General features: G+C 45.3%; 18 protein-coding genes. All 18 read left to right on the top strand.

Features of this window, described 5'->3' with window-relative positions; all coding sequences use genetic code 11:
* The 18 genes from DRW39_RS06355 (at position 1) to DRW39_RS06275 (ending at position 20486) form a co-directional block, all read left to right on the top strand.
* Positions 1-1812 (top strand): ABC transporter ATP-binding protein, encoded by a 1812-nt coding sequence (locus DRW39_RS06355; RefSeq protein ID WP_116106178.1) that lies wholly within the window; start codon positions 1-3, stop codon positions 1810-1812.
* A gap of 54 nt (positions 1813-1866) precedes the next feature.
* Positions 1867-3201: a nucleotide sugar dehydrogenase gene (locus DRW39_RS06350; protein ID WP_116106177.1), complete on the top strand. Its 1335-nt coding sequence runs from the start codon at positions 1867-1869 to the stop codon at positions 3199-3201.
* A gap of 12 nt (positions 3202-3213) precedes the next feature.
* Positions 3214-4302 carry an NAD-dependent epimerase gene (locus DRW39_RS06345; protein WP_116106176.1) on the top strand — a complete coding sequence of 363 codons (1089 nt, stop codon included), beginning with the start codon at positions 3214-3216 and terminating at the stop codon, positions 4300-4302.
* Positions 4302-5045: a tyrosine-protein phosphatase gene (locus tag DRW39_RS06340; RefSeq protein WP_116106175.1), complete on the top strand. Its 744-nt coding sequence runs from the start codon at positions 4302-4304 to the stop codon at positions 5043-5045. Before DRW39_RS06345 ends, DRW39_RS06340 begins: the two co-directional genes overlap by 1 nt.
* On the top strand, positions 5042-5860 hold the full coding sequence (locus DRW39_RS06335; protein WP_157975967.1) for a polysaccharide biosynthesis/export family protein: 819 nt from the start codon (positions 5042-5044) through the stop codon (positions 5858-5860). Before DRW39_RS06340 ends, DRW39_RS06335 begins: the two co-directional genes overlap by 4 nt.
* 49 nt (positions 5861-5909) lie before the next feature.
* Positions 5910-8282: a GumC family protein gene (locus tag DRW39_RS06330; RefSeq protein ID WP_116106173.1), complete on the top strand. Its 2373-nt coding sequence runs from the start codon at positions 5910-5912 to the stop codon at positions 8280-8282.
* 15 nt (positions 8283-8297) lie between these two features.
* Complete coding sequence (locus DRW39_RS06325) at positions 8298-8993, top strand: cytidylyltransferase domain-containing protein (RefSeq protein WP_116106172.1); 696 nt, start codon at positions 8298-8300, stop codon at positions 8991-8993.
* A 195-nt stretch (positions 8994-9188) separates the two neighbouring features.
* Positions 9189-10403 (top strand): hypothetical protein, encoded by a 1215-nt coding sequence (locus DRW39_RS22195; RefSeq protein WP_157975966.1) that lies wholly within the window; start codon positions 9189-9191, stop codon positions 10401-10403.
* Positions 10393-11307 carry a glycosyltransferase family 2 protein gene (locus DRW39_RS06320; protein ID WP_116106171.1) on the top strand — a complete coding sequence of 305 codons (915 nt, stop codon included), beginning with the start codon at positions 10393-10395 and terminating at the stop codon, positions 11305-11307. The genes DRW39_RS22195 and DRW39_RS06320 overlap by 11 nt, the downstream gene beginning before the upstream one ends.
* Before the next feature lie 1065 nt (positions 11308-12372).
* Positions 12373-13212 (top strand): hypothetical protein, encoded by an 840-nt coding sequence (locus DRW39_RS22190; protein ID WP_157975965.1) that lies wholly within the window; start codon positions 12373-12375, stop codon positions 13210-13212.
* Positions 13213-13270: 58 nt separating this feature from the next.
* Positions 13271-13684 (top strand): helix-turn-helix domain-containing protein, encoded by a 414-nt coding sequence (locus DRW39_RS06310; RefSeq protein WP_157975964.1) that lies wholly within the window; start codon positions 13271-13273, stop codon positions 13682-13684.
* Positions 13685-13708: 24 nt separating this feature from the next.
* Positions 13709-14332 (top strand): IS630 family transposase, encoded by a 624-nt coding sequence (locus DRW39_RS06305; protein ID WP_116106168.1) that lies wholly within the window; start codon positions 13709-13711, stop codon positions 14330-14332.
* Positions 14333-14662: 330 nt separating this feature from the next.
* Positions 14663-14938 (top strand): hypothetical protein, encoded by a 276-nt coding sequence (locus DRW39_RS06300; RefSeq protein ID WP_116106167.1) that lies wholly within the window; start codon positions 14663-14665, stop codon positions 14936-14938.
* Between the two features lie 429 nt (positions 14939-15367).
* Positions 15368-16348 carry a hypothetical protein gene (locus DRW39_RS06295; RefSeq protein WP_116106166.1) on the top strand — a complete coding sequence of 327 codons (981 nt, stop codon included), beginning with the start codon at positions 15368-15370 and terminating at the stop codon, positions 16346-16348.
* Between the two features lie 467 nt (positions 16349-16815).
* Complete coding sequence (locus DRW39_RS06290; protein ID WP_116106165.1) at positions 16816-17598, top strand: hypothetical protein; 783 nt, start codon at positions 16816-16818, stop codon at positions 17596-17598.
* Positions 17599-17604: 6 nt separating this feature from the next.
* Positions 17605-18435 carry a polysaccharide deacetylase family protein gene (locus tag DRW39_RS06285; RefSeq protein WP_116106164.1) on the top strand — a complete coding sequence of 277 codons (831 nt, stop codon included), beginning with the start codon at positions 17605-17607 and terminating at the stop codon, positions 18433-18435.
* A 14-nt stretch (positions 18436-18449) separates the two neighbouring features.
* Entirely contained in the window at positions 18450-19583 is a 1134-nt protein-coding gene (locus tag DRW39_RS06280; protein WP_198664805.1) for a glycosyltransferase family 4 protein, read from the top strand.
* 6 nt (positions 19584-19589) lie between these two features.
* A complete protein-coding gene (locus tag DRW39_RS06275; protein ID WP_116106162.1) occupies positions 19590-20486 on the top strand; it encodes a GNAT family N-acetyltransferase in 897 nt (298 codons plus the stop codon).
* The last annotated feature ends 3 nt before the right edge of the window (positions 20487-20489 follow it).

The following is a 20489-nucleotide window of genomic DNA, read 5'->3' as shown; positions in this document are numbered from 1 at the left end:
TTGAAAAGGATTAAAAATTTATTCCCGACTAAGGTGTTCAAATACTTTAGTTTCTTTTATCGCTTCTTAGGAGCTAGCGTATTTATTGCATTGGCGGCAAGCATGATGGTTGCCGTTCTAGACGGGGTAGGGCTTACCATGTTCCTACCTTTACTAAAGGTAGCAGGGGGCGACGAGAGTGGCGATCTAACTGCCGAGATGGGAGATATGGCTATGGTTGTTGATGCTATCGCTTCCATAGGTATACCGCTTACTGTCGTATCGGTACTGGTTTTGATGTTTTTCTTCTTTAGCTTAAAAGGAGTGGCAAAATTCTTTGCTGACTTCTACCGTGTAGTTCTTCAACAGAGATTTGCTAACCGGCTTCGCTTACAGAACATGCGGCTTTTAGCGGAGTATGATTACCGAGAATTTTCTAAAGCAGATTCCGGTAAGATCCAAAACACGTTTAGTGGAGAAATTGAGCGGATAAACAATGCCTACCGCTACTATTTTTCAATGCTCCAGCAGGGAATCATGACCGTTGTGTACGTGGCACTTGCCTATTCCGTAAACCCTAAGTTTGCGGTAATTGTGGCAGTCGGGGGAGTGCTTTCCAATACTATCTTCAACGGAATTTACAAGCGTACTAAGATCGCTTCGCGCCAGGTCACCGCTAAGATGCATACCTTTCAGGGCTATCTTATCCAGAGCGTGAGCAGCTTCAAGTTTTTAAAGGCCACCGACCTAATAACGCCTTACCGAAAGAGAATTGACGAATCCATTAGGTCGGTGGAGAGTGAACAGCGGCGTATTGGTACGATGGGGGCCCTAGCTACCGCTCTGCGTGAACCGGTCACCATAGGTATCGTAGTTGTAGCCATCTTTATTCAGGTGGAGGTATTTGGACAATCCCTCGGTTTGATTATTCTTAGTTTACTGTTCTTTTACCGAGGGCTCACATCGTTGGTTTCGATGCAGAGCTTTTATAACTCTTTTCTGAGTACTTCTGGGTCCATAGAGAATATGGAAGTTTTTATTGAAGAACTTAAATCAGGCCAAGAAGAAAATGGTAAAGTCGTTGTTGAGGGAATCAACCAACACATAGAAGTAAAGGATCTGACGTATTCCTACGAAGACGAGCCTGTCATTAAGCACTTGTCTTTTCTTTTGAAAAAGAACGAAACGATCGGCATTGTTGGAGAAAGCGGTGCCGGTAAAACCACGTTAGTCAACGTGGTGTGTGGATTGTTGCGTCCTCAACCAAATATGGTATATGTAGATGGAGTTGATATGAACAGTCTCGATCTACATTCTTACCGGGCCCAAATTGGATACGTTACGCAGGAGGCGCAAGTGTTTACGGACACCATCTTTAACAACGTTAGCTTTTGGGCGCCCCAAACGGTAGAAAATGAAGCGCGGGTACAAGAAGTTCTCAAATTAGCCCATGCCGATACCTTCGTAAACGGGCTTCCTGGCGGGCTAAATACGGTTATTGGAATTAACGGAATAAACTTGAGTGGGGGGCAAAGACAGCGGATATCCATTGCTCGCGAACTCTATCGTGAGGTTGATATGCTGGTGTTAGACGAAGCGACCTCTGCGCTTGATTCCCAAAGCGAAAAATTCATCCAAGAGAATATTGAGAGCCTTTCGGGTAATTATACGATGTTAGTGATAGCTCACCGGCTGTCAACTGTTCGAAAGGCAGATAAAATTATTTTCATGCACGCGGATGGTAGGTACGAAATAGACCGATTCGATGCCCTCCTGCACAAATCTGCAACGTTCAGAGACATGGTAGCCTTGCAGAATATGCAGACGGCCTAATTACCTGTAACAACACAGTGTTGATATCTCCTATAGTTTTTCTATCACAACAGCATGACTGAAACTTCTGAACCAATCATTTCTGCTATTGAGCAGTTGCAAGCCTTTCGAAACAAAAAACGGATGCTTTCCGTAATAGGTTTGGGCTATGTGGGGCTACCTTTGGCATTAGAGTTAGCCAAGAAATTTCGGGTTCTCGGTTTTGACATCAGCGATGCACGCGTGCAAATGATGCGTAATAAGCAGGATCCAAGTGAAGAATTGGACTCTAGCGCTTTTGAGGGAAAAGATATCACCTTTACTTCGAATGCGAACGATCTGGTAAAAGCCAGTTTTCATATAGTGGCCGTTCCGACCCCGGTTGATGCTTCTCGCACTCCAAATTTAAAGCCCCTGTTTGGTGCCTCTGCTTCCGTAGGGAAGCATCTCAAACGAGGAGACATCGTCGTGTTCGAGTCTACGGTATATCCGGGATGCACCGAGGAAGACTGTGTGCCCATTCTTGAAAAAGAAAGTGGGCTTAACTACCCAGAGGACTTTACGGTTGGTTATTCCCCGGAACGGATCAATCCGGGGGATAAGGAACATACCGTCGATAAGATACTGAAAATAGTGAGCGCTACGGACAATGAAACGCTCAAGGTCGTAGCCGGTATTTACGGGGATATTATCACCGCCGGTATCTACAAAGCTGCAAGTATAAAAGTTGCAGAGGCAGCAAAAGTGATCGAGAACAGCCAGCGGGATGTCAACATCAGTTTTGTCAACGAACTGAGCATCATTTTCCGACAAATGGGTATAGATACCCGTGATGTGCTGGAAGCTGCGGGTACGAAGTGGAACTTTTTGCCTTTCCGCCCCGGGTTGGTGGGTGGGCACTGTATTAGCGTTGATCCGTATTATTTACTGCATAAGAGCGTAAAAATGGGCTACGACCCATTGGTGATTGCCAGCGGGCGCAGGATCAATGATCAAATGCCAGCCTTCATAGCCAAGGAATTGGTGCAAGCTCTTTTGAAAGCCGACAAGAATCCGAAACAGAGTAAGGTGCTGGTTTTGGGAATGACCTTTAAAGAGAATGTAGCGGACATCCGCAACTCAAAAGTAGTTGACGTAGTACGGGAGTTAATGGAATTTGGGGTTAATGTCCAAATCCACGATCCCCATGCTAATCCGAACGAAGTTGCGCATGAATACGGGCTGAGCATGACGGAAGAAATAGGACAGAACTACGATGCCATAATAGTAGCCGTGGAGCACGAACGTTTTAAGGGAATGGACCTCGAAAAATTCCGGAGTATAAGCCGCGATCATTTGTTGCTCTTTGACCTTAAGGGAATTTATGACCGTTCACAGATCCAGGATGGCGAAATGATTTGGCGGCTTTAAAAATTTTTAAATATGATCCTCATTACCGGAACGGCCGGCTTCATCGGTTACCACCTGGCTCAGCGTCTGCTGGCCGAAGGAGAGCAGGTGGTAGGCCTCGATATTATCAACGATTACTACGATGTTCGGGTGAAATATGGCAGACTCAAGGCCGCGGGAATTAATTTGGATGAAATTGAATACGGTGAACTGATACAGAGCTCCTCGCAACCTGGCTATCGGTTTATCCAGTTGGATCTGACCGACCGGGGACCTCTAAATCGACTCTTTAGTGAGCAAAGCTTTGATACCGTAGTCAACCTGGCAGCCCAGGCGGGCGTACGGTATAGTCTTGTCAACCCACAAGCTTATATCGACAGTAACATTATAGGGTTCACAAATATTTTAGAAGCCTGCCGCCACCACAACGTTAAGCATTTAGCCTACGCTTCGAGTTCTAGCGTCTACGGATTGAACGAAAGAATGCCGCTTAGTACCGACGACAATGTCGATCATCCGATCTCTCTTTACGCAGCCAGTAAAAAGAGCAACGAGTTGATGGCGCATACCTATAGTCACCTATTCGGACTGGCTACTACGGGATTACGTTTTTTTACGGTGTACGGACCGTGGGGGCGTCCTGATATGGCGCTTTTTCTGTTTACCGAGGCAATCCTTAAGGGAGAACCTATCAAGGTATTCAACCACGGTGAAATGGTGCGGGATTTTACCTATGTGGACGACATCGTGGAGGGGATCAAACGGGTCATTGATAATCCACCAAAGGGAAATCCCACCTGGACGGGTATGGCACCGGAACCCTCCACTTCTAAAGCACCGTACAAAGTGTATAATATTGGGAACAACAATCCGGTAAAACTGATGGACTTCATCTCGGCAATTGAGAAAGAGCTCGGCACACAAGCAGAAAAAATAATGATGGACTTACAGCCCGGGGACGTGCCCGCTACTTACGCCAATGTGGAAGATTTGATGCGTGACTTAGATTACCAACCACAAACCAAGATTGATTTCGGTATCAAACAGTTTCTACAATGGTACCGTGACTTTTATGGGCCGGTAGGAACTAAGGAGGGGGCAGTGCATAGCTTCCAGGCCTGATGCTTAGCTGGTTTTTTAAATCTGGATCTACTCTTTCTGACTATTCTTTCCTAAAGACGGATTTTCATGCTCATTGGCTTCCGGCACTGGACGATGGCTCGCCAGATATGGAGCACACATTGGCGATGCTACGAAAGTACGAGCAGCTAGGCTTTTCTAATCTCATAGCCAGCCCCCATGTAATGGTGGATATGTACACCAATACCCCGCGTTTAATAAAAAAGCAACTGGCGGCCGTTATAAAATCATCCGAAGCCGCTAACATAAACCTCACCCTAGCCGCTGCCGCTGAGTATATGCTGGATGAAGGTTTCGGTGACCTGCTTGAGAATAATACTTTGTTACCTATCGGAGATAATAGGGTACTTATAGAGTTTGGATTTTATGCTTCACCCTTTAACCTTGATGAATTAGTATTTCAAATTCAGGCAGCCGGCCTACAGCCCATCATCGCACATCCGGAGCGCTACCGCTACTATTTCCGTGATATTACGGACTTGAGAAACCTGCATAAGCGAGGATCAAGCCTGCAAATCAATTTGTTGTCTTTAGGAGGCTACTATGGTAAAAGGGTGGCAGCACTAGCAAGACAGTTATTGGAAAATAACCTGGTCGATTACCTCGGGACTGACGCTCACTCTATTGATCATCTACAAAAGATAGAGGCGTTACTCAACGACCGCAAAGTTTGCAAGTTGATCCAGTCCCACCAATTTAAAAATCACGAACTATTATCCGCGTGAACAAAATAATCTTAGCTATTGGTTGGATGGCTGTGGTACTTAGCCTGAGTTCCTGTGTGCGTCATCGGCAACTGGTGAATTTCCGCGATCCGGACGCTCCGGAAATAAGTGACTATAGTAGTGCCACCAATATTCAGCCGCTTCGGGTACAACCAGATGATATTCTTTATATCACCATCAATAGCCTTAACGATGAGGTAAGCAGACCTTTTAATATCGGGGGGGACGGCAATACCCGGCTGCCCGGGGGGGGCGGCGCAGGACCTGGACAAGTGAATCCCTTATTGCTACAAGGTTACGCCGTGGACAGTAGTGGATATATTCAATTTCCTAACGTTGGGAGAATTGAGGTCGGTGGGCTCACGCTTGAAGGTGTTCGTGAAAACGTAGCGCGTGCTATCGAGCCATTTTTAAATAACGCCGCGGTAAACGTAAAATTTCTAAACTTCCGATATACTATTTTAGGTGAGGTCATTTCTCCCGGCACCTACTCCACTGCGAACGAGCGGGTTAGTTTGCTCGAAGCGATCGGAACGGCAGGTGATTTCACACCCTATGCGGATCGGGATCGTATCGTAATTATTAGAGAAGAAAACGGTAGAAGAGTTGCGACCACGCTGAACTTACAGGACACAGAATTCTTTACATCGCCTTACTATTACCTGCGACAAAACGACGTCATCTATGTCGAACCAACTCAGGCAAAGATTGCGACGGTGGCCGATCCGGTAAGTCGGGCTATCAGCTACGGATCGGCATTTTTATCATTTGTAACCTTTGTAGTTACTATCATAGCCACGACGAGCGGAAATTAGGGATCCTAATTATCTCATGCCCCGTTCAAATAAATAGTCTTAAATAGCATTGGAATATCTTAACCCACCTCCAGGATCTACGGTAGAAAATAAGCTTGCTACCGAAACTGTGACAGCCGATGCACCTTCGGGTGGGGGAAGTAGCCTGGATTTGAAGCGCGTATTCTTCAAATTACTTCGGAATTGGTGGTTACTGTTGATCGGCTTAGCTATTGGTTACGGCTGTGCGAAATTGTTTCTTCGCTACCGTGACCTGAACTACGAAGTTAGCGCGGTAGTCCAGATCAGTGATGATCCGACGCAAGGGGGCGTGAGCGAACAGGTGGTAATACCGAATGTAGCGGGAGATCAAATGCAGAATCTGGAGAACGAAATTCAGATGATGACCAGCCGTAGTTTGCTACAGCGAGTGGTGGAAAGACTGAGACTGGATGTTAGCATTTATACGGATGGAAGAGTACGGAACATCAACCTTTACGGATCCGAATCTTCGCCGGTAATCATCGATAGGTACGAACCCAACGAGCAGGCGTTCGGGAAACAGCTAATTATAAAAATTCTTCCCGATGACAAGTTTGCATTTGGTCCGGAAGAATCGCTGGATACTTTCCGATTTGGGCTTCCCTTTACTTGTCAGCATGGAGGGTTTCTGTTTTTAAAACCGAATAAACCATCTGTCTATGATCGGGTCTTAATCGAATTTAAGGATCCCGTACGAGTCGCACGAACGTACGCCAACCGGTTATCTATTCGGCCTATTGGCGCATCGGATATGTTATCCATAAGGTTACAGGATCAGGTTCCCGAACGTGCGATAGATCTCATCAACGAGGTAATTGCCGTTTACGATTCAATCACGGTTAGTGTGAAAAACCAGAGTACGGACCGGACAATGGCATTTATCGATGAAAGGGTTTCGGAGTTTAGCCAGGACCTCAATCAAGTGGAGGAACGAGCGGAAAATTTTATTAGGAACAATGATTTATTAGTTGATATTCCTACCAATTTAGAGATTGAATTATCGCAGTTGCAGGAGGCCGAAGCCAAACTCGCTGATTTGCGCCTGCAACTAAGTGGGGTAGACAACTTGGGGGAATATTTGCAATCCGACTCAAGCCAAAGCCAACTTATTCCCTTCACTTCCAATGTTGCAAATTTAAACGTAAGTACTCTAATACAGGAATACAACAATTTAATCATCCAACGCGAGAAGTTGCTTGCAACCGCGCCCTCCGAAAACCCGGTGGTGATCGCGACACGCGAACCCATTCAAAGATTACGAAATAATATCTTGGATGGAATTGCTGACGCCCGGCGGCAAATTGATTTGCAAATTACGGAACTACAAGAGCAAACATCCGAAATTCTTTCGGATATAGGCGCCGTTCCGAGCCAGAGGCGACAATTACTAGGTATAGAGCGCGAACAGCAAATTAAGGAGCAACTTTACTTGTTTCTCCTCCAGAAGCGGGAGGAAACGGGGCTTACTCAGGCGATAACCGCCTCAGGATTAAGGGTAATTGAGACGCCTATCACCGAAGGAGCCACCGGACCTGAGTCCAGTCAAATATATTTGATAGGACTATTATTAGGATTTATAGTTCCCGCCGCCGGCATCACGTTGGCGGAAGTACTTGATAATTCGGTGAAGAATGCAGACCAGATTAAAAAGGTAACTTCAGTCCCCGTGTTAGCGACCATAGCGGAAAGTAGAGGCGAGCGGCAGGTTGTCGTACAAAAAGGAAGCCGCACTCCGGTTGCCGAGATGTTCCGTATGCTGCGCACGAATTTGCAATTTCTTGGAGCCGGTCGAAAGCAGCAGGTGATCCTCATAACGTCAAGTATGAGTGGGGAGGGAAAGACCTTCGTCTGTATTAATTTAGGAGCCAGTTTAGCACTGGCTGGAAACCGTGTCATGCTAGTAGGTATGGATTTACGGAAGCCAAAATTAGGTCGGTACATAAGCGAAGGAGACGATGACTCGGGCGTAGGACTATCAAATTATTTGGTAGGAAAGGCAGAAATGGGAGACATAATAAAAATTTCGCCAGAGTTCGAGAATTTGCATTACATCACGGCGGGAACAATACCCCCGAATCCAGCTGAGATGATCATGCTGCCTGAAACAGGTGCATTTTTGGACAAGTTGCGGGAAGATTACGATTATATCTTGATAGATACACCGCCAGCGACGTTGGTGACTGATGCGATATTACTACATGATCACGTAGATACATCTCTTTTTGTAACCCGCTTCAGTAAAACCAGCCTCGATCAGGTAAAGTACGTTAACGAACTAAGGTCTGGAAATAAGCTCCCCCATTTAGCAATCATTCTTAACGGGGTAAAAACGGGTCGCGGCTACGGCTATGGCTATGGCTATGGCTATGGCTACGGTTATGGCTACTATAACGACAAATAACTAAAACGAGTAAATATGGTTAAAGGCTTAAAAGCAATCATACCCGTAAGGGAAGGGTCAACGAGAATTAAGGAAAAGGTGCTGCTTCCGCTCGGCGGCAAGACACTCTTGGGATGGAAGATTCAACAACTTCAAGAAATAATGCCGTCGGAAGATATTTATGTCAGTACGAATTCCGATCGACTCATAGAGATCGCTACGGATATGGGCGTTTCATACCACCGCCGAAGTGATCGGCTTAGCGAAGGAGTACAAACTACGTTTTCCGAAGTTATAACAGGTATTGTAAGTGAGATTGAGGCCGACCACGTGGCATGGATAACGGTCGTTGTGCCTTTAATGCGACCTAACCAGTACCGCGATGCTTTTGAAAAATACGAGGAGGTAGTAGTGGAACATAAACGTAACGATTCACTTGTCACGGTCAACAAGCTGAAAGAATATTTTTGGACGGATGAGGGAGCATTTAATTACGAAGCCTCAAAAAACCATACCATCAGTCAAAATCTCAAGCCCCTTTACCGGGTTACGAATGGTCTTTACATGGCTCCAAAGGAAATCGTAATGCAAGAAGAATACTTTTTGGGAACTAATCCACACCTTTTTGAGGTACCAAAGATTGCAGGTGTAGATATTGATGAGATCGAAGATTACAATATGTCAAAATATTTGCTGAATATGTACTTTGACGAGGAGTTTGCTGGAAGGTAGAAGCAAGTCTCTTGATAAGTAAGTAGGACTTCTACTTGTAAATTTTACAATTAAAATGGCTTCTTCGCTTCTCAATATACTCGTACTCTAAAATTGCGTTAATCAAACATATATATAACAAAAATGGTAGTCTAGGTATAACTGTCTTTCAATAATCAATGAATAGGGTGACTACATTACTTTAAAAATTAAACTGTGGCGATTCGGAACTCTAAATCAGGTTTAACAAGTGACGAAATATTCCAGATGTTAGAAGATCATCATGGAAACAATGAATTTGTCTGGAGAAGTAAATTTAAGGGTGCTATAAAGATTGCATTGAAACACTTTGCGACTTTCATTAAAGAATTCAGGAAAAAGCCAAAATCAATGCAAGATAGCACAAAGCTACATTTTAGATTAACGCCAGCGTTAACAAAGCATTTGGATTTTCCTCAATTAACATACTTTTCTATTGGAAAAACGTTGTCTGAAAAAATAATAGATGTTTCAAAGCCATACTATTACCTTAACTTAGCGTATTTGTTTAATCATACTAATGTATCTGTAAAGCTGTTTGAAAAAGCATACGTTGAGCTTTGTAAAATTCTAAACGGTTGCGTAATCGAGGTTTATACAATGGGGCCAAGCTTGCTATCAGGTTTAATTGCACTCTATTGTAATAGGCACGCAGGATCAAGGTACTGTTACATTCAGCATGCGGTGTATCAACAAGATCGAATTGTGCCATTCTATGAAAGAAATTTTACTTCCACCAAAAGTTGGCTGTGGGGAGAATATATTGCAGGTGCCTACCGAAAGCAAGGTGTGAAACATATTAAACTCATGCCTAATATGAAAATAGATAGTGTTACTCCGACGGTGAATTTTAATTGGGATACCGCATGCAGTATTTTAATCATTGGTGAGTCATCTGATAAATATTATTCTGACTATGACTCTTACTTCTACGATGCTATCAAAGGTGCACTCAATGTTCTCAAAAACTTTCATGGTTTGAAGGTAAACAAGGTCTTCTTCAAGCCTCATCCAAGAAGTAAGGCTAAAGCAAAGTGGAGAACCTACTGCGATAAAATGAATTGGTATTATATAGAGTCAATTCCAAATGGGATTAATTTAGCAGTAATAGGAGTCTTTTCTACATATTTGCTTGAGGCTTTAAGCGACGGATTTATTGGCTTTCAGGTTCAAAGTAATGCAATTAGATCAATAACGGCATATGATGATTACACAGAGTTTTCTTCACTAATTTCCGTGCCATCATCGCTAGATGAATTATCAAGAGAAGATATTAAAGTGAAATTTGATAAGGATAAAATTGTGGCGAGTAGACCTTTCATAGATGAAAAATATTTAATCGTTTCTTCTAGTTGGAAAACTCAATACCTAAAAGATATTTATGAAAAGTAGCAGGAATAATTATTTGATAATTGTAGTTACCTACAACGCCGAACATTGGGTTGATACATTTATACAAGAGAGTGGTGGGGTACCCCAATATAACTTTATAGTTGTCGATAATGCCTCAACAGATAAGACAACTGATATAATAAGTCTAAAATACCCGAAGGTTAAGTTGATTAAGTTAAATGAAAATCTTGGGTTTGGTAGAGCGAACAACTTAGGAATTGAATACGGACTCAATAACGGGTATGAATACTTCTTGCTATTAAACCAAGACGCTTCAATTTCACATTCAAACGTAATTAAGCTAATACAATTCTCCAAACACACGTTAGATGCGGGTATTGTAAGCCCAATGCAACTTGCAAATAGGAACGGTGATTTGGAGATCGGCTTTGCGAAGTATTTAACAAGAAAAGGAAATAAGGAAATCGGTAAGATAGGAGGAATAGAGGTTTCCTTCGTAAATGCAGCTATATGGCTTATTCCACGGAATACCTTATTAAAAGTTGGTGGATTCGATCCATTTTACGATCACTACGGTGAGGACAGCGACTACGTCAATCGAGTCGTATATCACGGGTTGAAAGTTTATGTATGTAGCGATTCATTTGGATATCATTACAGGAAGCAAATTAAGAATCGTAAAAAAAGCAGTGACATTTGGCTTGCCCGATATTTGGTTACCATTTTGAAGAATGTTAGGTATAATCCTATATATGCTTATATGAAGATGTATTATCGTTCTTATCAGATTATCACCAACAAGCGAAAACATAGCGTCAGCTTCATTCAGGTCGTGACTGCATTGCGAAGAGTGCATAACGCTTTACCTAAAGTTATGAAACAACGGTATATGTCTTCTAAAACAGGTCATACTTATTTAAATCTTGGTGACGTTAATAAGTAAGATATATAAGTTTAGAGGACAAAAGTTCCAGCTCAAGGGCAAAAACCTTTAGCGTTCGAATAAATAAACCAAAATTATTATACCCAGAAATTAATATAGCACCTCTGTCAATACGGCGGTGGCATTGAAGTGATGAATACAATTGTATGGCGGTTTATCAGAAGAGAGGATCCGATAACTAAAGAAGCGGCTTTCTGAGCGTGATCGTTATCTTATGGATGGCAAAACAGAAAAGAACACTAACATATTCAGATTTAACGAGATAAGAAAACAATTACACTCTATTGTTAACAGCATATTAATTGGAAAGATCATCAACGGCCCTTCGTTGTGCCCATATTGATTACTAGATCAATGAAAAGACCTAAAATCTGTTGGCTATTTCGGTCAGTAAGGTTTAGTTGATGGACTTCGCCACCGACATTAGGAAGTAAATGCCGGCCGACTTTGAAATGGAACTTGAAGTTGGTTCATAACCTTATGACACAAAGACTGCAAAGTTTTGAATTGCACGTATCCAAAATCTGGTTATTCGTTGAATATAAACAGAAAAAGCGGTAGAGTTTGACGAATTACTATTCAGCAGGTCCTCGAATTTTAAATTTGCGTAATGGCCCAAGTGGGTGCGCACAGGCCGTAGGACGAACTATCCGATCAATCAAGACAAAACTACTCTTTGGCTATTGTCTACCGTGCGGCCTATCGCGGGCTCATTCCAAAGGAACAGTGCTGGGCGGGCAAGACATTGATTTCCCACCTCGAAGGCTACTCTTTGCCGGTTTGTACTCCTGAGTCAATTGGCCAGCACGGCGGAAACTGCTTTCTCCAGGAAGACTGTCAAGTTTGTAGCCGCGGTCGACTACCTATCTTGGTAGAATAATACAACTTCGACCATAATTCTAGAAGTTACGCAATTAGATTTATCTTTACAGGTTGCATTTACGCAATAAGATAATTATCCCGGTGCATAATTAATCTCGTTTCTCTTTCAAAAGTAAGACAAAACTAGCTATTAAGATCAACTGCCTAACCCTAATTGAGCAAAGAAAATTACCTATTGGCGACATGAATAATAAACATATAAACAACAAAATTCTCGTTTTGGTAGGTATGCATCGCTCTGGAACCAGTTTGACTGCTCAGTGGATGGCAAGTTGTGGTTTGCAGTTAGGTGACAAATTGCTAGGAAGTAGCCCAGGCAATAAATTCGGCCACTATGAGGATATGGATTTTTTAGAATTCCATGAAGAACTTCTTGCGTATCATGGAAAGAATTATGACGTTACAGAGCCCATACAATTTACTGTTCCTGATGGATTTAGAAATCGAGCGACTACTTTAATTACAAACAGGAATGGTGCTTACCCACAGTGGGGTTGGAAAGAACCTCGAACTTCGTTATTTTTACATCTTTGGGATCAATTGATTGATGATTCTAAATATTTGATCATCTATAGAAACTTTGAAGAGGTTGTAGACTCTTTATTGCGAAGGGAATTTCAAACCATAAAGCGTAGAAGAAACTTTGTAGCAAAATACTACAGGCTTTACCAGTATAATAAATCTTTTCAAAAACGGGCTAATCATTACTTACGTGTATGGATCGCCTACAATAAGTCTATTGTAAATTTTGTACGGGAAAACCTCAGATCCGAAAAAATATTGCTTTTTGATAATGAATTGCTGTATTACAAATCCATAGATATTATTGATCATCTAATTGATGAGTGGAGATTCAATCTAGAAAGGCAAAGTATGGATAGAATATACAAGCCTGGTCATATGAAAACCAGCAACGAAGTTGTTTTTAATTTTGATTCCAAATTATATGAAGAAGCAAACGCCGTTACCGAAGAACTTAACGAATACTCGAAAATTATAGGTCGTAAAATTAATATAATTTAAAATTGCTAATATATACCGGTAGCGAAGTGATTTGGGCGTGAACCCTTATTTTTTGGCCGTGAACTATCAGTTAAGCGAGCAAGACTATCAAAAGCTGCGGCAGCTACAGAAGAATACGAAGCTGAGCCGTCGCCGTTACCGCAAGGTGACGGTGTTGGTCATGTCGCACCACGGCTTCAGTGTCGAGATGGTACAGGCCGCCCTGGGACTGGACGATAATACGGTGCGCCGCTATTGGGGCGGCTACCAGGACAAGGGCATCGACACCTACCTTGCCGACCACTACGTGCCTTACATGGGTAAGCTGACCGAGGAGCAAGAAGCCAAGCTGGCGGAGCATTTGGATACGAACCTATATCTGGACGTCAAGCCCATCATTGCCTACGTGCAGGAAAAGTACGGCGTAGAGTATTCGGAGTCGGGGATGCGTGATCTGCTGCACCGCATTGGTTTCACCTACAAGCATACCTAGGCTGTCCCCAGGCGGGCCGACGAGCTGGCCCAGCAAGCTTTTCTGGAGGAGCGCTTACCGGAATTACTGGCCGAAGTCAACGCCGGCGTAGCCGAGGTGTACTACACCGACGGCACCCATCCCACCCACAATACCAAAACGGGCCGTGGTTGGATCCGTAAAGGGCACGATTTCGCCATCGACTGCAACAGTGGCCGTAAACAGGTCAACATTAACGGAGCGGTGCGTGCCACTAAGCCGGAGTACCTGGTTTGTGATGTTACGGATACCATCAACGCGCAGTCCACGCAGCGGCTATGCCGTCAGCTCTTGCGGAAGCATCCGGGCAAGACGATCTACTTGGTGTGCGACAACGCCCGCTACAATCGCTGCAACTGGCTACAGGAGTGGGCCGGCGACCAGCGGATTGAGTTTGTCTTTCTGCCCGCTTACTCGCCCAATCTTAACCTGATTGAGCGGCTGTGGCGGTTGCTCCGCCAGGAAGCCATCAACTCCATGTACTACGCCACCTACGAGGCATTCCTGGCGGGGATTATCGGCTTTTTAGATAATGCGAAGAAATACAAGGCGGCTATTCGATCCCTACTGACGCTGAATTTTCGAACGATTGAGCAGCGATCATATCACTATGCCCAAACCACTTCGTGAAGGGTATAGCAACAATTCCTGGCGGTGCTTCAGAAGTAATGGTGTGATAGTTGAAAAGCGGCAGCCTGAACGAGGTCATTCTCTTAAGGGTGATTAAATGCAAAGAGAATACTCACCTGCCCAGACTGCACATGTGGAAAGATAGTCATGTACGGCCACACTCACCACGGTAAACAGCTCTACCGTGCAAAGATTGTCAGCGCCACTTTGTGGCCAAAAACGATCACTGGATTGATGAGCAGACCCGTATGTTCTTCGAGAGGCTCTTGCGTGATCGAATGAGTTTGTAGGCCATCTGTCGTGCCATGCAGGTCAGCATGACTTGGGCTGATGGACTTCGCCGTCTCAATTTGGATAGAGATGCCGGCCGACCTTGGAATGGACTGGGAGTTGCTCGACAACCTGACGGACGAAAAGTTACAAGGCATTGAATTACAAATAGATGAGATTTGGTTATTCGTTGACCGCAAACAGAACAAGCGTTTGATCTGGGTGGCCTGTTGCCCGGCAACCAAGCAAGTTCCAGCCTTCTATATTGGCCGACTAGGCAAAGTAGATGTCCAACAGCTTCTGGACAAACTACCCGCACGGCTGCGGCAAAACTGATCTTTCGCTACTGACTACTGAGAGATCTACTACCAAACGATTTCGAAGGAACAGAACGGACAAGTAAAGCATTGACATACCATATCGAAGGCTACTTTACTGGGGTTCGCGCCAGGGTAAGTCGGCTAGTGTGGCGCAGCGTGTCGTTTTCCAAGAAGCTGACTAACCATGTAGCAGCGATTGGCTACCTATTCTAACAGCGCAATCTGACCGCCCTCCATTACTTGTGATACACCGCCCTAGATACTTCATCTAAAAATTATTTCTTTATTACCCCTGGCAGGGACAGTGTATGTCATTTCTATATTGATAACCAAAAAATATGATCTTTCTTTGCAGTGACAGCCAATTGAATGTTAAGTATATGTTTCAATCAATTTTGCTGTCATCATACTATATAACTGATGTGATGTTTTATACTATCGCCCAATGAAGATTACTATCCACAAAAAATTTCACCCTTGGTATTATTCATATTTTTTACAGGGGTTGCAGCAATTGAATATTCCATTCTCGTTTGATACCCTGATAAACTCATCAACGGAACAACGTCTGAATAGAGAAGGATTTAGCAAGGATTTTTTAATACTTTCAATACGTAAAAATGGTAAAGAGAAAATTCTTGTTATTGGTGCGGATGATAAAACAACAGTATCATTAGAACTCCTAGCGTTAGCTGACTTATACGCTAAAACTAATGTTTCAGTTGAAACTCAGCAAAGTCATAGTATTGTTCCGATAGGGCCCACCTTTGGAGTAAAGTACTTAGATGTAGAATTACTGAAGATGGCAATTCGGGATGCTTTTAACAAAGACTATAGCAAATGGAAACTTGCTATGAAACGGGTGAAGTACGATATGTATCTACAATTAAAGGATTCGCCTGGTGATCTTCGCAGAATATTTTACTTAAATTATCCTTGGAAAAAGCATAACGATCTAACAGAATTCAGGAAATCTATCATTGAGTATCTTAAAGAGCTTGATCATAATAACATAATAAAATTTGAAGGAGGATTTTCAAAGCGTCGATTTGGATATCATGAAGGCTTGCGTGAAGTTTCAGCAAGTAAAATTTACAATCATAAGAACTATCTTGAGTCTTTAGCTCAGACCAAAATCGCTCTTAATACTTCTGCTGTTCATAATTGTTTAGGATGGAAAATGGGCGAATTCCTCTGTTTAGGAAGATGTATGTTGAGTTTTTCCATCGAGAATGTTATGCCCTTTGACTTTAAGTCTGGTAGGCACTACCATCAAATTGAACATATTTCCGAATTAGAATCTAATATTAAATATTTAATCAATAACCCGTCTGTGGTTAACACTATTCAACGAAACGCTCATGATTATTTCCATCAATATATAGCGCCAAGCCAAATAATGAAGCGATTGCTTTATATGGTATAAATGATTAGGTTTCAATCGAGCCAATAGCTTGATTGAGGGGTGTTTATCATTTGTATTAAGATACCTGTATAGTGTGCAATCATAAATTTTTATTATTATCTATTAGGCGGTGTATCGGGAGTAATGGTCTGATGGTCGAAAAGGCGGCAGCCTGAGCGATGTAACTATCTCAAGGCCGGGGTCCCACGCTTGATTGTGGCTATGTTTGCTACCGCGCTCTGGGCGATGATAGCTGCCGCCTAAAGCTTCGAATCACTTCGTAGTACGTTATAAGACAAAGACCGTACATCAGTCAATCGGGAGGCAACTTCTGTTCAGTCTTCTCGATTAGCATGTTTAGCAATCCACAAAGTCCCACATTGAATAACACAAAGTGTATAATTTTACTATCAGCAAAGTCTTCCGGTTCCAGTATTTTTCAACGGTACGTAACAGCTAACTTTGCTTTCCGTACCGTACCCTACACTATGCACCAGAAAAACGAGACCCTCTTCTGGACAAAAATCGCTTCTATTCTAGATTTGCCTCAGCAGCCTCTGGTTCACAGCATGGTACCCATGCCGGCTGGTGAAGCGCGGCGCAGCCTTCGAGTGTTTCTCGAAGGAAATAACGTAAACTGTACGGAGGAAACTTTCAAGTCAAAGGATGCGCTGCTGGACTCCTTCGGTACATTAGCGAAGATTTACGGTCCCCGGTTTATTGAGAAATCCCCCCATCACCTCCGGAACTGGTCGAATATTGAACTAATCCTAGCAAACCGCGAACGGTGCCGCGATGAGGTCGACATCAACATTGTCGGACTGGTGCGAAACCCCTACGGTGTAATCTATTCCGCCTGGTCACGGTGGAAATTTGATCCCATTGCTTTCGAAGCGGAGTGGTATGAAAGCTACCACAATTTGCTTAGACTGAAGGGTCAGCTGGGGGAGCAACTGACCCTCTTCCGCTACGAGGACTTGACCAAGAACAACAGACTGATCGATAAGTACGTAGGTACCATCGGTGCTTTTGAACAATCTACCTCGGACGTATTCATTCACAACCACTCGGTATCTAAATACCAACAGGACAAAAAGTTCGGACATCAGCTATCGAAGAAAACGATGGAGTTGGCGCAGCAGATAGGGTATTCGATCGACGAACTGACGAATACCAAGCACTGGACTTGGCCGGGGCGGCGCACCTATCATAAGTTCAAACACTACACAAAAGACGAAATACGTACTCTGCTGAAAAACCGGAATAAATAGTTTTTCGTGCGGATCATCACTTACCACGATATCACTAACCCGGCGCGTTTCGCCGAGCAGATCGCCTACCTTAATGAGCGGTACGACTTTGTCGGGTTACCCTCCGTGCGGGATGGGCTACTCAAGGGGATCACCCCCGCTTCGGACCGGGAACAACTCGTCATAACCTTCGACGATGCCTACCCCTCGGTGTATACCGAAGCCTTCCCAGTACTGAAGCAGCTCGGTATTCCGGCCACCGTCTTCGTTATTTCCGGTCTGGTAGGTACCGAAGAGCCATACTGGTGGGAGGAGATCCCCTACTACGCCCCCTCCAAGTGGACGGCGGCGGAACGAAAGGCAAAGGTGTGGGAGGTGAAGAAGTGGCCGGACGAGAAGCGGTTACAGTATATCCAGGAGCTAAAGAAGAACTCTCCGCTGCCCCGGCTTACCCGCAAGCAACTCGGGTGGCCGGAATTACTGGAACTGCAGCAAGCCGGCTGGACCATTGCCAATCATACCCATACTCACCCTATGATGGATCGGTGCAGTACCGAAGAAATGGCTCGCCAGGTAGGACGCTGCCGGAAAATGCTTGACGATAACGGGTGCAGGGGGGGGCGATGGTTTGCTTACCCCAACGGGAATGCATCTTTGGAAGCGGAGCGGATACTCCGGCAGGAAGGGATAGAGTTAGCCTTTATGTTTGACCATAAGGTCAGCAGGCCCGAAACACGCACACCGCTGCGCGTTTCGCGCTTAAGCATGGACTCGGAGGCTTCGGTTCTAAAGACGTGGCTGATCGTCAGTGGTCTGCACAGTGAATACATGAAATTAAGGAGGTCCGTCGGCCTATGAAGTACCTAGCAATAATGGATTCTCTCGGAGCCGGGGGAGCCGAACGTTCCAATACTGATTTTTGGATGTACGCCCGTGAACGGGGTGTAGAAGTCAGTATCGTAGTGTTTGACCGCAGACCCCACGGTACCGAACGGGAAGTGTTGGAGGCGGGCTTTGACGTTACCTTCCTACGGCAGCGTCATCCCCTGCTAAATGCCCGGGAACTCAGTAAGATCATCAAGCGTGAGTGCCCGGACGTAGTGCACAGCACCCTCTTCAAATCCAATCTAAGGACGCGCCTAGCGAAGTTGTACGGTGCCTCCTTCCTGCACGTCGAAAGCCTGGTAAATACCACCTACGATTATAGACGGCTCAACGACCCCAACGTAGTGCGCTACAAAATGGAGGGCTACCGGCTTATGGACGGACTGACCATGAACCCCCTCGCGGATGAACTACACGCCATCACCGAAGAAGTCAAGAAACATTACCTCCGTAAACTCGGGGTCCGCCCTAAAAAAGTGACGGTGATACCGCGTGGACGCAATCCCAATCCCTACCGCGACGACGCGGAACTGCGGAAACAATACCGGCAGGAATTCGGAGTGCCGGATGGCACGGTCTTACTTGTCTCCACGGGACGGCAGGAATTCCAGAAGGGACACATTTACTTGCTCGGAGCCCTGCGTTACCTGCGTGACGAACTGAAGGTGGCCAACTTTCGCTGGCTGCTTCTCGGTCGGGAAGGCCATGCCACCAAGACAATCAACGACAAGGTCAGCGAATTTGATTTGCACGATAAGGTCATCCGGGCCGGTCACCGCTACGACGTGGTCAAAATTCTGCCCACGGCCGACATATACGTGTTCCCCTCACTGTACGAAGGGCTGGGAGTCGCACTACTTGAAGCGCAAGCGGCCGGGCTACCGATCGTCTGTAGCGATATCCCGGTCTTTCACGAAACGACCTCTACCGACAATGCGGTCTACATTGAGCCCTTGGAAGAGAAGGACTTTGCCTTGGCACTTCGGGAACTCATCGCGCAACCCGAGCGCCAGAAGGAAATGGGGGAGGCCAGTCTGCTGAACTTTAACCGGCGTTTTCAACTTGATAAGGTACACGCCCGGATGTTGGAATATTTCCAACGGCTAACCGCTGATCACTAGTCCGGAATGAAAATTGATATTCGCCCTTTCTCCGCCGACCAACACCTAGGGAAAGTTATCGAACTGCTATCCACCAGTCTCGGCGATGTCGCCAATCAGCAAACCTTCTCTTGGAAGCACCTAGAAAATCCTTTCGGAGCCTCTCCGGGGCTGTTGGCCTTCACGGGTGATCGACTGGTCGGACTGCGGTTCTTCATGCACTGGCGCTTCACGAATGGTGAGCAAACCATTCATGCCCTGCGCCCGGTCGACACCGTGACCCACCCCGACGCCCGGGGTAACGGCATTTTCAAACGCCTCACGCTGGAGGGGCTAGATAGATTCGGGCAGAATAAGCTCGTTTTTAACACCCCCAACAGCAAAAGCTTGCCCGGCTACCTCAAGATGGGGTGGCAACGTTACCCCGGATCGCTGGATTACTACTATAGCTGGCGTACGCTCCTCGGCGAAAGCCTGGGCAGCCGGCAGGTATTTCTAACACCAAAATGCCCGCAAACCCTCCCGCGCCGCACCCGCGGCCCCGCCGTATTCACGACAGATAGGACGCCGGAGTTTTTCCGCTGGAGATACAGCCGCGGAAGTTACCGCTTCGCAACGCTGGGGCAGGAGCCCACCGCGCTTCTGGTGTACGATCTCGAACGTAAGGGTCCCTTTTCCGTACTCCGAGTCGTGGATGCCGGCGGTTCTCCCGAAGACCATGGCGCACTCGTGCGGGCGACCGCCCGGCGGGAGGGCGCAGTCATAGTACGCACCGTACAGGGGCAGGGCGGCGGCAACCGTAGCCCCCCCGCCCTCAGCCTGCGGCGCGGTAGTTCGTTGGTGGTCACACGGGGCAATGAGGGGCTGGACCCGCTCAGTTTGAAATTGTCCTTTTCGTTCGGGGATCTGCAAAGCATTCTGTAGTCT

Source organism: Lewinella sp. IMCC34191, assembly GCF_003390935.1.
Lineage (GTDB): Bacteria > Bacteroidota > Bacteroidia > Chitinophagales > Saprospiraceae > Neolewinella.
The sequence above is the reverse complement of the archived record's forward strand: the minus strand, read 5'-3'. Positions and strand labels throughout refer to the sequence as shown.

Bases quoted from the DNA above. Each gene is read 5' to 3' on its own strand.
- DRW39_RS06350 (WP_116106177.1), top strand. From the start codon at position 1,867: ATGACTGAAACTTCTGAACCAATCATTTCTGCTATTGAGCAGTTGCAA.
- DRW39_RS06345 (WP_116106176.1), top strand. From the start codon at position 3,214: ATGATCCTCATTACCGGAACGGCCGGCTTCATCGGTTACCACCTGGCT.
- DRW39_RS06340 (WP_116106175.1), top strand. From the start codon at position 4,302: ATGCTTAGCTGGTTTTTTAAATCTGGATCTACTCTTTCTGACTATTCT.
- DRW39_RS06325 (WP_116106172.1), top strand. From the start codon at position 8,298: ATGGTTAAAGGCTTAAAAGCAATCATACCCGTAAGGGAAGGGTCAACG.
- DRW39_RS06320 (WP_116106171.1), top strand. From the start codon at position 10,393: ATGAAAAGTAGCAGGAATAATTATTTGATAATTGTAGTTACCTACAAC.
- DRW39_RS22190 (WP_157975965.1), top strand. From the start codon at position 12,373: ATGAATAATAAACATATAAACAACAAAATTCTCGTTTTGGTAGGTATG.
- DRW39_RS06300 (WP_116106167.1), top strand. From the start codon at position 14,663: ATGGACTTCGCCGTCTCAATTTGGATAGAGATGCCGGCCGACCTTGGA.
- DRW39_RS06295 (WP_116106166.1), top strand. From the start codon at position 15,368: ATGAAGATTACTATCCACAAAAAATTTCACCCTTGGTATTATTCATAT.
- DRW39_RS06290 (WP_116106165.1), top strand. From the start codon at position 16,816: ATGCACCAGAAAAACGAGACCCTCTTCTGGACAAAAATCGCTTCTATT.
- DRW39_RS06280 (WP_198664805.1), top strand. From the start codon at position 18,450: ATGGATTCTCTCGGAGCCGGGGGAGCCGAACGTTCCAATACTGATTTT.
- DRW39_RS06275 (WP_116106162.1), top strand. From the start codon at position 19,590: ATGAAAATTGATATTCGCCCTTTCTCCGCCGACCAACACCTAGGGAAA.